Below are 14624 nucleotides of genomic sequence, written 5' to 3'. Positions count from 1 at the left end.
CCCCTTCCGCCCCGCAATAGGCTATGGCGGCGGGTCATGGAGGCCGGCAGCCGATGCGCGAGACGACACAACACGAAACCATGGTGGTGCTGATGGGCGGTCCGCTGACGGCGGGGCCGCGCCTGACCGCACTTTTGGCCGGAAATCGTGCTGTCGCCGCCGATGGCGGCATGCGCCATGCGCCCCTCCTCTCCACGCTGCCTGAGCTCTGGGTCGGCGATTTCGACTCTTCGGCCGATGAACTCATCGCACGCTATCCGCAAGTCCATCGCGAGCCCTATCCGCCCGCCAAGAACGAAACAGACGGCGAAATTGCCACCGAAGCTGCGATTGCGCGCGGTGCGACCAGGCTGGTGCTAGCAGGCGCGCTGGGTGGCGAGCGCTCCGACCATGCGCTGCTTCATCTGCTTCTGGGCCTGTCGCTGGCCGAGCGCGGAATCGAGGCGGTGCTGACCTCCGGCGAGGAAGAGGCCTATCCGCTGCTGCCCGGCACACGCGCGCTCGACCTGCCAAAAGGCAGCCTGTTCTCCATCCTCGGCTTCACCGCGCTCGACGGCCTGACGATATCAGGCGCCCGCTACCCGCTTGAGGATTTCGCCCTTCCCTTTGGTTCCTCCCGCACGATTTCCAATGTGGCGGAGGGGCCCGTTCACATCACGCTTGAGCGCGGCCGAGCCATCCTGCTCGCTCGCCCCTATGACATGACAGGAGCCTGACCCATGGCGCCGCCCATTTTGAAACTCGACGATATCGTTCTGACCTTCGGCGGCACGCCGCTTTTGAACGGCGCCGGCCTGCAGGTCGAGCCGGGCGACCGCGTCTGCCTGGTCGGGCGCAACGGCTCGGGCAAATCGACGCTTTTGAAGATCGCCGCCGGTCTGATCGAGCCGCAATCCGGCGAGGTCTTCCGCCACCCCGCCTCCACCATACGCTATCTCGAACAGGCGCCCGATTTTGCAGGCTACGACACCGTCGAAGCCTATGCCGAAGCCGGGCTGGGGCCGGGGGACGATCCCTATCGCGTCGCCTATCTGCTGTCGCATCTGGGGCTGACCGGCCAGGAACATCCGGCTTCGCTTTCGGGCGGGGAAGCGCGCCGCGCCGCACTCGCCCGCGTCATGGCGCCGGAGCCGGATATCCTGCTTCTGGACGAGCCGACCAACCATCTGGACCTGCCGACCATCGAATGGCTGGAAGGCGAGCTGATGAAGACCCGCTCGGCCCTCGTGCTGATCTCGCACGACCGCCGCTTTCTGGAAAAGACCTCCAACGCCACGGTCTGGCTCGACCGCGGACAGTCGCGCCGACTGGACCGGGGCTTTGCCCATTTCGAGCTTTGGCGTGATGAGGTGCTGGAGGCAGAAGAGCTGGAGCAGCACAAGCTGGGCAAGGCGATCGAGCGCGAGGAACATTGGCTGCGCTATGGCGTCACCGCTCGGCGCAAGCGCAATATGCGCCGGCTGGGCGAGCTGCAGGACATGCGCTCGCGCCATCGCGGCCATAAGGGCCCGCAGGGCTCGGTGCAGGCGACCGTGTCCGACGCGCAGGAATCCGGCAAGCTGGTGATCGAGGCGGAGAAGATCGCCAAGGCCTATGGCGACCGCACCATCGTCGCCCCCTTCTCGCTGCGCGTCCATCGCGGCGATTGCATCGGTCTGGTCGGCCCGAACGGCGCCGGCAAGACCACGCTGTTGAAGATGCTGACCGGCCAGCTGCCCCCCGACAGCGGCACCGTGAAGCTCGGCACCAATCTGGAGATCGCCACGCTCGACCAGAAGCGCGAGGATCTGAACCCGGACGATTCGCTTGCGCATTATCTCACCGACGGGCGCGGCGAGACGCTGCTGGTCAATGGCGAGCAGCGCCATGTCACCGGCTACATGAAGGAATTCCTTTTCCAGCCGGAGCAGGCGCGCACGCCGATCCGAAACCTGTCCGGCGGCGAGCGGGCGCGGCTGATGCTGGCACGCATTCTCGCGCGACCGACCAACCTGCTGATCCTCGACGAACCGACCAACGACCTCGACATCGAGACGCTGGACCTTCTGCAGGAAATCGTCGCCGGCTTTACCGGCACCGTCATCCTCGTCAGCCACGACCGCGACTTCCTCGATCGCACGGTGACCTCGACGATCGCCCCCGCTGACCCGGAAGCGCCCGATGGCCGGTGGATCGAATATGCCGGCGGCTATTCCGATATGATGGCCCAGCGCAAGGGTGCGGCCGAAGAACGCCGGCGCGTGGAAAAGGCGGAAAAGGCCAAAGCGGCCGAGACCGCCTCCCCTTCCGCCAAAACCGGCGGCTCCAGCGCCAAGGGCAAGCTCTCCTTCAAGCAGAAATTCGCACTGGAAAACCTGCCCAAGGAGATCGAGAAGGCCCAGAAGGACATCGCCAGCCGCGAAGCGGAGATGGCCGACCCCAACCTTTTCGCCAAGAACCCCAACCGCTTCGCAGCGCTTGCCAAGGAGCTTGAAAAGCTGCGGGACGAGGTGACGAAGAAGGAAGAAGAATGGCTGGAGCTGGAAATGCTCAGGGAAGAGCTGGAAGGGTAAAAGAAGACGCCGGGCGGAACCGTAGTTCCAGCGCCATCATGCCCAAGTGACGAAAGGTCGATCAATGTGTACGTCGCCGCGTAAGAGTGGCGGCATGGTATCTACCCAGCTTTGGTGAGAGATGCCCCTGCAGGATCCGCCGTGACCGCCTTTAAGTGGAGCACGCGGGGCGAGAGCGCTTTCAGATAGGTTTCGGATCGCCCGATATAGATCATTCCGGCTTCCGGCAGACGGGTCAGCATCTGGGCCAAACGCTCGGCGCGCTCCGGCTCCATGCCTTCCAGAACTTCCTCGAAGATCACCCAGCGCGGCTTGGCCAGCAGCAGGTGGGCGAAGGTGATGGCTTTTTGTACGTCGGTATCGAGAACCTTTTCCCAGCGCGCGCGCTCATCCAGGCGCGGCAGCAGATCGGACAGACCAGCCGCCTCCAGCGCCTCGGCGATCGCCTCCGTCGAATAATGATCCGGCGCTTCCGGGAAGCACAGCGCCTCGCGCAGCGTGCCGCCAGGGAGATAGGCGGTTTGCGGCACGAAGAGCATCTCGTCCTGTGGCGGCAGGCCGATCCGGCCGCCACCGCAGGGCCAGACCCCGGCCAGCGCCTGGAAAAGCAGCCGGCGGTTCACATTGTGGTCGCCATTGATCATGATCTTTTCGCCAGCGGCGATCTCGACAGGCGTTTCCAACAGGCGGAAGCCGCCGCAATGATCGACATGCGCATCGACCTTCACGGCGATGGACACATCCTCGAGCGTCATCCGGTCAGGCGTCGTTTCATGATACTGGATGGCGTGGCGCGAGGTCATCGGTCCGTCCATCTCGGTCAGGGCCAGGCGAAAATCGGTGACACGCACAAGGGTCGCGCGCCACTCGGCGATCGGGGCGAAATTGGCGACATACCAGCGCAAGGCCGTATTGACCTGGTTGAAAGCGCCAACCGACATCATCAATTGCCCGAAGGTCAGTCCGCCGGAAAAATAGGCCGGCGCTGCCACGATGATCGGCACGACGACCACGAGCCAACCATAGCTGGCCGAAACCCAGGTCAGATTGGTGTTGGCCAGAGCCAGCCGCTTGAGCACGTGAAGAACCGAGGTGATATCGGCATTGATGCGCAGGCGCTCGTTCTCCTCGCCGCGCTCCACCGTGATGGCGGAGATGCTTTCGCTGGCGTGCATCAGCGAGAAGCGCAGCTCCGCTTCCTTGGAAAAGCGGTCTCCGTTCAACCTGACCAGCTTGCGGCCGACGAACCGGCTGAGGACCGAGGCGGACGCCGCATAGAAGATCGCAGCCCAGACCATATAGCCGGGTATCGAGAAACTGTGGCCGCCGATGTTGAAGACGAAGCCACTCGAGAGTTCCCAGAGCACGCCGATGAAGCTGACGAGCAGGATGGTGGACTGGACAAGGCCGATCGTCAGGCCGGTGGTGCTTTCGGCAAGCGTTCGGGCGTCCTCATGCAGCCGCTGATCGGGATTGACGCCGATCAAGCCGTCGGCGGCAAGCCGTAGCGCGCGCTTGCGCTTCAGCCATTGATCGACGAGATCGCGCGTCAGCCCCTCGCGCATGTAGAGCGCCGTCATTTGGTTGAGCCAGGCCTGCACCACATTGAGCAGGAGAAGCGCGCCGGCGATCAGGAAGAAGATTTCCAGCTGATGGAAGAATTCCGGAAGGTCGCGACGTTGAAGCGCGTCGTAGAAGGGCGCGTTCCACTCGTTGAGGATCACCGTCATATAGGCGGTGGCGAGGATGACGATGATCATCGCTGGCCCGAGTGAGAGAACCTTGACCCGAACGGAGGATGACCAGAAGGCCGAAAACATCACGCCGAGGCGATAGGCCAAGCTAAGATTGGGGGAAGCCCCACCAGATCCGCGATTGCGACGCTCATGTCCGCGACGGGGCGTTGCGATGATGCCCACTTTGCTGTCTGCCATGATAACCAACCTATGCGCACCCTCGCTTTTGGCCAGAGCAGAGAGTGCCAGAGCGAAGGGATGAAAGTGTCGGCATCATGGCGTCCCCCTCTTGCAAGCGTCCTGCAATCCTCGTTCCAAACGAACCGCAGACGCCTCAACCCGTTGAATTCGCTCATACGGCCTTCCTTTAGCCGCTGGGCGATCTTGTGCGATATGCTGCGAGCCTCCTCCCCGAGGCCTCCCATGATCGCAGCTCTTTCTTCCGAAAGTGCTGACATAAACGCATAAACTGTGTGCTTGTGCCCCTTTCTGCAGCAAATGCGGCATCACGCCGCGCCAAGGGTCGGCCTTGGTAAGCACGGCGCAGCCGATCCAGTGCCTTGGATTGTCGAGCCTGCCAGCCGAAACTTGCGCGTTCCTCTCCTCACGCAGGGCGCGCGTGTCGATGAGCAGGATCTGATGATTCCGATTGCTTCGCGGATGCTGCGGGTCTATGACAGTGTTATCCCGTGGTGATTTGGCCGGCCGGCTTGCAGCCACGTTAAACAAGTTGCTAAAGGGCCGTGGGCTGTTTGAAGACACCCGCATCCCCTGATATGGCCGGCGCCGTTTTGATCGAGTGCGCCCATGCCCATCAAGATCCCCGATACGCTTCCCGCCTTCCAGACGCTGGTCAAGGAAGGTGTGCGAGTCATGACCGAGACGGTCGCAATCCGCCAGGATATTCGCCCGCTTCAAATCGGCCTCTTGAACCTGATGCCCAACAAGATCCGCACCGAGGTGCAGATGGCGCGTCTCGTCGGCGCCTCGCCGCTGCAGGTGGAATTTTCGCTGATCCGCATCGGCGGCCACAAGGCCAAGAACACATCGGAAGATCATCTCCTGGCCTTTTACGAGACCTGGGAAGAGGTGCGCCACCGCAAGTTCGACGGGCTGATCATTACCGGCGCGCCGGTGGAAACCCTGGCCTATGAGGATGTGACCTATTGGGAGGAGATGCAGCGCATCTTCGACTGGACGCATACGAACGTCCATTCGACGCTGAACATCTGCTGGGGCGCCATGGCGGCGATCTACCACTTCCACGGCGTGCCGAAACATCACCTGAAAGAGAAGGCCTTCGGCGTCTACCGGCACCAGAACCGCAACCCGGCTTCCGTCTATCTCAATGGCTTCTCGGATGATTTCCAGATCCCGGTCTCACGCTGGACCGAAGTGCGCCGCGCCGACATCGAGAAGGTGCCGGGGCTCAATATTCTGATGGATTCAGAGGAGATGGGCGTCTGCCTGGTGCAAGAGGATGCCGGCAACCGGCTCTATATGTTCAACCACATCGAATATGATTCCACCTCGCTGCAGGAGGAATATGAGCGCGATGTACAGTCCGGCGTGCCGATCCGCATGCCGCACGACTATTTCCCGCACAATGATCCCAGCCTGCCGCCCTCGAACCGCTGGCGCAGCCATGCGCATCTGTTCTTCGGCAACTGGATCAACGATATCTACCAGACGACGCCTTACGAGCTGGCCGAGATCGGCCGGGATCGTGCAGCCCTGGACAGGCCCCAGGACCTGCCGCCACTTGCCGTTGGCGGCCGCTGCTGACACGCACGACGCGTTTGGGGCCTGCCGCAAGGCGGGCCTCGGTCATGTCACAGATCGAAGGTCGCGATAACGGGCACATGGTCGGAAGGCCGCTCCCAGCCGCGCGCTTCCTTGAGAATCTCGACACGGGAAAGATGGGGCGCAAGATCGGCCGATGACCAGATATGGTCGAGCCGGCGGCCGCGATCGGCCGCCTCCCAGTCGCGGGCGCGGTAGCTCCACCAAGTATAGAGCTTTTCCGGCTCCGGCTTGTGCTGGCGCATCAGATCCACCCAGGCGCCGCTTGAGAGCACTGCCGTCAGGCCTTCGGTTTCGATCGGCGTATGACTGACAATCTTCAAAAGCTGCTTGTGTGACCAGACGTCATGCTCCAGCGGCGCGATGTTGAGATCGCCGACGAGGATCGACGACACACCGGCCTCTGCCTCGGCATGCAGCATCTTCATTTCCTCGATGAAGTCGAGCTTATGGCCGAATTTGGCATTGATCGTCCGATCCGGCTCGTCGCCGCCGGCCGGAACATAGAAGTTATGCAGCCGTACCCGCCGTTCGCCGTAGGCAAAGACGACCGAGAGATGGCGGGCATCGGCGATGCCGCAGTAGAGCCGGCGCTCCGAGAGCTCATGCAGCGGCAGGCGCGAGATGGTGGCGACCCCGTGATAACCCTTCTGTCCGTGGATTTCGATGTGCTGGTAGCCAAGCGCGCGGAAGGCCTCCGCGGGGAAGAGTTCGTTCGGGCACTTGGTTTCCTGCAAGCAGAGAATGTCAGGCGCCCAACTCTTCAAGAAATGCTCGACCAGCGGCAGGCGCAGGCGAACGGAGTTGATGTTCCAGGTGGCAATCGAAAAGGGCATGAAGGTCGAAGTCCCGAAGATAACGCATTCAGCGCCCCGGTTCGAAGCCCAGAGGCGCCATCACATGTCATGCTCGCTGCTGTAAGGATTTTTGCCGCGCTTGGCTATCCGCGATAAGTCGGCTCAAACTGCGTTTTAGACGAATCGGAAAAACGAGGCCGTCCGTGGAATCCGCACCCATCACCGTCCGTCTGCTGACGCCCGAGGACTTTGCCGTGTTTCGCAGCCTGAGGCTCGAAGCCCTCACCCTGGAGCCACAGGCCTTTGCCAGCAGCCTTGCCGATTGGGAGCGGATGACGGATGCCGATTGGCGCGCCAGGCTGGAAGCGGTGGATGTCCTTGCCGCCTTCCAGGGACCAGAGCCTCTCGGCATCATGGGCCTGGACCGCGAGCGCGGATCAAGGACCAGGCATCGCGGCATTCTGATCATGGTCTACGTCCGCGGGCATTTCCGTGGACGCGGCATAGGCGATCGTCTGGTCGAAGCGGTGGTCGATCGGGCACGAGAACGCGGACTGCGCCAGGTGGAACTGGCCGCCAGCGCGGAAAACCCAGCGGCGATCGCGCTTTATCGCCGCCATGGCTTCAAGCATGTCGGGCTGATGCCCGCCGGAATGCTGCATGAGGGCCGCGAGATCGATGAGGTGATCATGGTCAGACGGCTGGTGAACCAGGACTGATCAGCGGCGGATATCGTCATAGGGGATGCGGAAGACGGCGTCATCCATGGGAACCCCCGTCTGGACATTGTAGATCATCACGGACGTGTCCTTCTTCTGGGCATCCGTAATCGTCCACTGCCGAAGATCGTAGGTCTTTGGGTCGAACATCATGGTGATGGTCGAGTCGCCGAAGATCGATCGGTCGCCGAGCACGATGGTGATCAGGTCCGGCTCCTCGCGAACATCGCGCACCATGGAGGAGGTCAGGTCGATCGAATTGGAGAGCAGAAGGTTGAGCGGCGTCTTCGACAAGGGATAGATATCCCAGGTCTTGAGCTTCTGATTGCCGATGACGACAGATTTTCCATCGGCGATCACCCGCATGGGCGATGGCGCTTCGTAGTTGAAACGCAGCTTGCCGGGCCGGCTGATATAGAACTTGCCGGCCGTCTGTTCGCCACGCGGACCGAACTGCACGAATTCGCCCGCCATGGTCTTCACCGAGGAAAAATGATTGGCGATCTTCTGGGCGAGCGAGGCCTGGATGCTGGCCTGGGCAGCAGCGGGGCGCAGGTCGAAGCCGAAGACTGCAGCGGCAGCGACGATCGCCAGACCACCGACCACGGCCCGCCGGCCGATCAGCGCTCCAGCATTGGCGGCCGGGCGGTCCTTGCGTGCTGCAGTCATGAAATAGTCTCCTGTCATTGACCGGCCTGGCGGCCGGCGCGCCGCCGACGCGGCAATAAGGGTCGATCGGGCCGCGACCGCGAGACGCTTTCCTGCAAGGCAGGCAAGACGCCACCAGGCGGCAGGCGGATTATCGGCCAAGATCTGATCCGCTTGATGTGGCGCGCAACTGCGGCACCTTCAAGACCGTCAATCGACGCTGCATTCGGGTGAGTGTCGGTTCTGAAACACATCGCAATCTGGCAGCTTGTCTGCGCGCGCTTCAAGACCATCATCAAACGTCGCATGGCGTGCGTCGACACGACTTTAGAGATCGCTTTCCGTCGGCACCAGGATCTCGCGCTTGCCGGCGTGGTTGGCTGGGCCGATAATGCCCTCCTGCTCCATGCGCTCGATCAGCGAGGCGGCGCGATTGTAGCCGATACCGAGACGGCGCTGGACATAGGAGGTCGACGCCTTGCCGTCACGCAGGACGATGGCGACTGCCTGATCATAGGGATCGTCGGATTCGGCGAGATTGCCGGTGCCGGTGGGACCGCCGCCTTCGCCATCCTCATCCTCGTCCTCCGTCACCGCATCGAGATATTGCGGCGAGCCTTGCGTCTTCAGATAGGCGACGATCTCCTCGACCTCGGTATCCGACACGAACGGGCCATGGACGCGCTGGATGCGGCCACCGCCGGCCATGTAGAGCATATCGCCCTGGCCGAGAAGCTGTTCGGCGCCCTGCTCACCGAGGATGGTGCGGCTGTCGATCTTCGAGGTGACCTGGAAGGAGATGCGGGTCGGGAAGTTCGCCTTGATCGTGCCGGTGATGACGTCGACCGAGGGGCGCTGGGTCGCCATGATCACGTGGATGCCGGCGGCACGGGCCATCTGCGCCAGCCGCTGCACCGCGCCTTCGATATCCTTGCCGGCCACCATCATCAGGTCGGCCATCTCGTCGATGATCACGACGATATAGGGCATGGGCTGCAGGTCGAACTCTTCGGTCTCGTAGACGGCCTCGCCGGTCTGCCGGTCGAAGCCGGTCTGCACCGTACGAGTAATCGCCTCGCCACGCTCCATCGCCTGCTCGACGCGGGAATTGAAGCCATCGATGTTGCGCACGCCGATCTTCGACATCTTCTTGTAGCGCTCTTCCATCTCGCGCACCGTCCATTTGAGGGCGACCACCGCCTTCTTGGGGTCGGTGACGACGGGCGAGAGCAGATGCGGGATGCCGTCATAGACGGAAAGTTCGAGCATCTTCGGGTCGATCATGATCAGACGGCACTGGTCCGGCGTCATGCGGTAGAGCAGCGACAGGACCATGGTGTTGATGGCGACCGACTTGCCGGAGCCGGTGGTTCCAGCCACCAGCAGATGCGGCATCTTGGCGAGATCGGCGATCACAGCCTCGCCGCCAATCGTCTTGCCGAGCGCCATGGCCAGGCGCGCCTTGCTTTCGGCGAAGTCGCGCGAGGCCACGAGCTCGCGCAGGAACACCATTTCCCGGCGCTGATTCGGCAGCTCGATGCCGATCGCATTGCGGCCGGGCACGACGGCGACGCGGGCGGCGATTGCACTCATCGAGCGGGCGATATCGTCGGCAAGACCGATGACGCGCGAGGATTTGATGCCGGGCGCAGGCTCCAGTTCATAGAGCGTGACCACGGGGCCGGGGCGGACATGAATGATCTCGCCCTTGACGCCGAAATCCTCCAGCACGCCTTCCAGCATGCGGGCATTCTGCTCCAGCGCGTCGGCCGAGAGCGTGACGTCACGGGTCGGGTGCTTCGGTTCGGCCAAGAATTCCAGCGGCGGCAGGGTGAAGCTGCCATCATCCTGGGAACGCATGTCCAGACTGCGCGAGACCTTCGGACGCGCGGCGGGTGCCGCGACGCGGCCGGCGCGCAGCTCCTCACCCTCCGCGCGGCGCGGCGCGCCTTGGCCGAGGATCATATCATCGTCGTCATCCTCCTCGTCTTCGTCGAGGATAGGCGTCCGGGCAGCGCTCTCACCCAGACCGAGCGAGGGCTCGACGCGCTCGCCGCGCGCGACCACCTTGCGACGCGGCGGCTCGTTCAGCCGGCCGAATTCATCGCCGTTGAAATCATAGGGTTCATCGAAGGAGCCCATCCGCCGGCCCGGCTTGCCGCCGAACAGAAGCCGCATGCGCGCCTGCAGCGTGTAGCGCATATGGGCGAGTGCGCCGACGAAGAGCAGGCCGAAGCCGCCCGGACCATCATCATCCTCGATGGTCTCGCGCACGGTGCGCGCCTTGCTCGGAAGCTCGGCCGGCGCCTCGATGTCGTCCTCGGCTTCCACGCCGAACAGGCCGGCGCTGAAGGCGAGAAAGGCCGTGGCCGGCAGCGCCAGGATGGTGCCGAGGACGGCCGCGAGCGTGCCCGTGGGATAGGCGCCCGTCAAAAGCGCAGGCAGGCGCAGGATCATATCGCCGAAGACGCCGCCGAGACCGTTGGGCAACGGCCAGGTGACAGGCGCTGGCACGCAGCTCATGGCCGCCGCCGCAAGCGTGGAGCCGACGAACCAGGCGCCGAGCCGCTTCACATGCTTGTCGAAGGACTTGCCGACGATCAGCACCAGCGCCCAGGCAACGACGGGCAACAGCGCCAGCACGCTGCCGATGCCGAAAAACTGCATGGCAAGATCGGCAAACACCGCGCCCGGCTTGCCGAGAATGTTCGTCGCGGGCTCCGGCGTCGCATAGGAGAAGCTCGGATCCGCTACGTTCCAGGTCGAAAGCGACGCGACCGCAAGCGCCAGGAGGCCGAAAAGGCCATAGCCCAGAAGCGCCACGAACTGGCGCCATACGAAGGCGGAGAGCACGAACCGGTCGAGCCGGCCGTTCAATGCTGCCTGATTGCCTCTGTTCATCTGTCGCTGCCTGTTCCGTGCCCTGAGGGTCCGCGCCGCAGGCCGGCACGGGATTCACGGGCAGCATCCCAGAAGATGGTTAAGGCGACATTAACCATGCAGACGCCTCAGCAGAACGCGCGCTTGAGCCCGCCAATTTCTCCGCTGGTTCAGGCATAGGATGAAATCCGTGAAGAAATTCTAAAACAGGAAAAACTGCCCGACAAGGGGATGCTGGACCCCTTGCGGCAAAGGACATGGTCGCCGGGATCTCGGAACAGGCACAGGCGCCACCACGATGCGCCGACAAACGAAAGGCCAGGCAGTTGCCCGCCCGGCCTTTGAGGTTGCGCATCATGCGCGCGACACCGGACTTCATGGTCCGGCACTCTGCCGAAGAGGCTCACGCCCACCGGCTTTTTTAGGCGCTGCACCGCCCGACACGGCCGGGCGATGCGGAAAGGAGGATGGCCGCGCGCGCGACGCGGCCAGGATCATGCGATCAGGAATGGTAGGCCGCTTCGCCATGGCTGGCAAGGTCGAGACCTTCGCGCTCGGCTTCCACCGGAACGCGCAGGCCGACGATGATGTCGACGATCTTGTAGAGGATCGCCGAGCCGACGCCGGTCCACACCAGCGTGATCGCCACGGCCTGGAGCTGCACCAGGAACTGACCGCTCATGGTCTGTTCGCCGGCATAGCCGACACCGCCGAGCGAGGCACTGGCGAAGATGCCGGTGGCCAGCGCGCCGAAGATGCCGCCGATGCCATGGACGCCGAAGACGTCAGCCGTGTCGTCATAGCCAAACTTGTTCTTGATAACCGAGACGAAGAAGTAGCACAGCGGCGAGACGATGATGCCCATGACGATGGCGCCCATCGGGCCGACGATGCCAGCCGCCGGCGTGACGGCGACGAGACCGGCGATCATGCCCGAGGCAGCGCCGAGCATCGAGGCCTTGCCGCGGGTGAAGGCTTCCACGGCCGACCAGGAAAGGATCGCGGCAGCGGTTGCGACGAAGGTGTTGACGGTGGCGAGCATGGCGCCCGAAGAGGCTTCGAGGTTCGAGCCGGCATTGAAGCCGAACCAGCCGAACCACAGCATGGCGGCGCCGACATAGGTCAGCGTCATCGAGTGCGGCGCCATCATGTCGCGGCCGTAGCCCGTGCGCTTGCCGACGAGAAGGGCGCCGACGAGGCCAGCCATGCCGGCATTGATGTGAACGACGGTACCGCCGGCGAAGTCAAGCGCGCCCAGGCCGAAGAGATAGCCATTGGCGTCCCAGACCATGTGGGCGATCGGGAAATAGACGAAGGTGACCCAAAGCAGGCAGAACAGCACGGTTGCCGAGAACTTGATGCGTTCGGCAAAGGCGCCGACGATCAGCGCCGGAGTGATGGCCGCGAAGGTCATCTGGAACATCACGAAGATATATTCCGGAATGACCACGCCCTTGGTGAAGGTCGCAGCCGTCGTGTCCTTGGTGACGCCGGAGAGGAAGACCTTTGCGAAGCCGCCGAAGAACGGGCTGGTGGAGCCGCCGAAGGCGAAGGAATAGCCGTAGAGCACCCAGGCGATCATGATCACGGCGGCAACCACCGTGCACTGCATCAGCACGGACAGCATGTTCTTGGCGCGCATCAGGCCGCCATAGAACAGGCCGAGGCCGGGAACGGCCATGAACAGCACCAGGATGGTGGAGAGGAACATGAAGGCCGTGTCGCCCTTGTCGGGAACCGGGGCGGCGGCCGCGGCCGTGGCGGCGGCATCGGCGGCGGCCGGTGCGGCGTCCTGGGCAAAGGCGAGAAGCGGCGTGGCGAGCGCCAGGGTGGCACCCAGAAGGGCCACGCGTCCGAGCGAGATGGATTGCTTAAACGAAGACATGGATATGATTAACCCCCTGAACGGACGTGGCTTACAGCGCTTCGGAATCGGTTTCGCCCGTGCGGATTCGCACGGCATGGTCGATCGAATAGACGAAGATCTTGCCGTCACCGATCTGACCTGTCTTGGCAGAGGCGGCGATGGCTTCGACGGCCTTGTCGACGGTTTCGGCGGGAACGGCGATCTCGATCTTCAGCTTCGGCAGGAAGCTGACGGCATATTCCGTTCCGCGATAGATTTCCGTGTGCCCCTTCTGGCGCCCATAGCCCTTCACCTCGGTGACGGTCAGGCCCTGGATGCCAACAGCCGTGAGGGCTTCACGCACCTCGTCCAGCTTGAACGGCTTGATAATGGCCATCACAATTTTCATCTGGTTTCCCATCCTTGTTCGCGACGCGGCACCGGGCCGACGTTTGATGCATGCCGGTGAGCGTCAGCCCCTACGACCGCTTCTTATGAATACAAGGCGCGTGCCAGATTCAGGATGACAAATTAACCCTTTGAAAAGACAAGGTTTCGCCGCAATTGCCGAGAAAACGCTCAGGCTTTCAGCGCGGGCAGCGTGAAAATCGGGTTAAAGAATAGGCAATTTTTAAAAATTGCCTCCTATTTGCGCAATTGCCTTTTTGCGAATCAATCCTTCTTGAGCAACCGAGGCGATCAGCCGTCCGGATCGGTCATAAAGCGTGCCCCTGTTCATGCCGCGCCCACCGGAGGCGCTGGGACTGTCCTGGGTGTAGAGCAGCCAGTCATCCATGGCGCAGGGACGATGAAACCACATGGCATGGTCGAGGCTGGCAGCCTGCAAGGCGGGATCGAAAATCGTCGTGCCATGGGCGTGCAGGGCCGTGTCCAGAAGCGTCATATCCGAGAGATAGGCCAGCACGGCCGCCTGCACCCCCCGATCCTCCGGCACGGCCCCCACGGTCTTGACCCATACGGTCTGGGCCGGCTCCAGCGGCTCGGGCGAGAGGTAATGGGTGAAGGAAAGCGGACGGATCTCGATCGGTCGCGGCTGCTGCCAATAGCGGCGGATCGCCGGCGGGGCATTTTCCAGAAAGCGCGCCCGCAATTCCTCTTCGCACAGGAGCGATTCCGGCGCCGGAAAGCTGGCCATCGGGATCTGGTGGTCGAAACCCTCTTCATCCGCCTGGAAGGAGGCCGATAGGGTGAAGATCGCCGCACCATGCTGGATGGCGACAACGCGCCGGGTGGAAAAGCTTCCGCCATCCCGGATACGCTCGACATCATAGACGATCGGTACCGAGGGGTCGCCGGGACGCAGGAAATAGGCATGCAACGAGTGGACATGACGCTCCGGCGCAACCGTGCGCTGAGCGGCAACCAGCGCTTGGCCAATGACCTGCCCCCCGAAGACGCGCTGCCAGCCGACCTGCGGCGATCGGCCGCGAAACAGGTTCTCCTCCAGCTTTTCCAGGTCGAGCGTGCGCAAAAGCACATCCATCGGCGCCGGCTTCAGCGGCTCTGTCTGGGACACAGGCGGGTTGGGCATGGACAGTCTCCGCGAGATGGTAGGAAGATCGAGGCGTGTGATCTATATAGACCCAAACGTGAGCTCAAGCTCTCCTGGTCTGCGGCAGGCG

Annotated in this window: 11 protein-coding genes and 1 riboswitch; of the genes, 4 read left to right on the top strand and 7 right to left on the bottom strand. The window is 63.0% G+C overall.

Annotated features, from left to right (window positions below; genetic code table 11):
- Positions 1–53 precede the first annotated feature (53 nt).
- Positions 54–716: a thiamine diphosphokinase gene (locus BMX61_RS01610; protein WP_075627197.1), complete on the top strand. Its 663-nt coding sequence runs from the start codon at positions 54–56 to the stop codon at positions 714–716.
- A 3-nt stretch (positions 717–719) separates the two neighbouring features.
- Entirely contained in the window at positions 720–2552 is a 1833-nt protein-coding gene (locus BMX61_RS01605; protein WP_075627198.1) for an ABC-F family ATP-binding cassette domain-containing protein, read from the top strand.
- Between the two features lie 101 nt (positions 2553–2653).
- Here BMX61_RS01605 and BMX61_RS01600 read toward each other — a convergent pair whose 3' ends face one another.
- Positions 2654–4486 carry an ABC transporter ATP-binding protein/permease gene (locus BMX61_RS01600; RefSeq protein ID WP_075627199.1) on the bottom strand — a complete coding sequence of 611 codons (1833 nt, stop codon included), beginning with the start codon at positions 4484–4486 and terminating at the stop codon, positions 2654–2656.
- Between the two features lie 481 nt (positions 4487–4967).
- Positions 4968–5045: riboswitch (SAM riboswitch) on the top strand.
- 50 nt (positions 5046–5095) lie between these two features.
- On the opposite strand from BMX61_RS01600, the gene metA reads away from it, so the two are divergent.
- On the top strand, positions 5096–6073 hold the full coding sequence (metA, locus tag BMX61_RS01595) for a homoserine O-acetyltransferase MetA (protein ID WP_075627200.1): 978 nt from the start codon (positions 5096–5098) through the stop codon (positions 6071–6073).
- A gap of 47 nt (positions 6074–6120) precedes the next feature.
- Here metA and BMX61_RS01590 read toward each other — a convergent pair whose 3' ends face one another.
- Positions 6121–6927 carry an exodeoxyribonuclease III gene (locus tag BMX61_RS01590; RefSeq protein WP_075627201.1) on the bottom strand — a complete coding sequence of 269 codons (807 nt, stop codon included), beginning with the start codon at positions 6925–6927 and terminating at the stop codon, positions 6121–6123.
- 164 nt (positions 6928–7091) lie between these two features.
- Here BMX61_RS01590 and BMX61_RS01585 point away from each other — a divergent pair, with 164 nt between their 5' ends.
- The gene (locus BMX61_RS01585) at positions 7092–7607 is read left to right on the top strand and encodes a GNAT family N-acetyltransferase (protein WP_075627202.1); all 516 of its coding nucleotides are present in this window, start codon (positions 7092–7094) and stop codon (positions 7605–7607) included.
- Here the strand turns inward: BMX61_RS01585 and BMX61_RS01580 are convergent, their stop codons facing one another.
- The 5 genes from BMX61_RS01580 to tesB form a co-directional block, all read right to left on the bottom strand.
- A complete protein-coding gene (locus BMX61_RS01580) occupies positions 7608–8276 on the bottom strand; it encodes an outer membrane lipoprotein carrier protein LolA (RefSeq protein WP_075627203.1) in 669 nt (222 codons plus the stop codon). It lies immediately after the preceding gene.
- 306 nt (positions 8277–8582) lie between these two features.
- Positions 8583–11156, bottom strand: coding sequence for an FtsK/SpoIIIE family DNA translocase (locus tag BMX61_RS01575; RefSeq protein WP_075627204.1), 2574 nt, complete (start codon positions 11154–11156; stop codon positions 8583–8585).
- A 481-nt stretch (positions 11157–11637) separates the two neighbouring features.
- Positions 11638–13020, bottom strand: coding sequence for an ammonium transporter (locus tag BMX61_RS01570; RefSeq protein WP_075627205.1), 1383 nt, complete (start codon positions 13018–13020; stop codon positions 11638–11640).
- Positions 13021–13051: 31 nt separating this feature from the next.
- Positions 13052–13390, bottom strand: a complete 339-nt coding sequence (locus tag BMX61_RS01565) for a P-II family nitrogen regulator (RefSeq protein ID WP_092742199.1) — start codon at positions 13388–13390, stop codon at positions 13052–13054.
- 222 nt (positions 13391–13612) lie between these two features.
- A complete protein-coding gene (gene tesB / locus BMX61_RS01560; protein ID WP_075627207.1) occupies positions 13613–14533 on the bottom strand; it encodes an acyl-CoA thioesterase II in 921 nt (306 codons plus the stop codon).
- Between the last annotated feature and the right edge of the window lie 91 nt (positions 14534–14624).

The sequence above is a fragment of the Xaviernesmea oryzae genome (assembly GCF_900109605.1).
Classification (GTDB): Bacteria; Pseudomonadota; Alphaproteobacteria; order Rhizobiales; family Rhizobiaceae; genus Xaviernesmea; species Xaviernesmea oryzae.
This window is presented reverse-complemented; position numbering and strand designations above follow the sequence as displayed.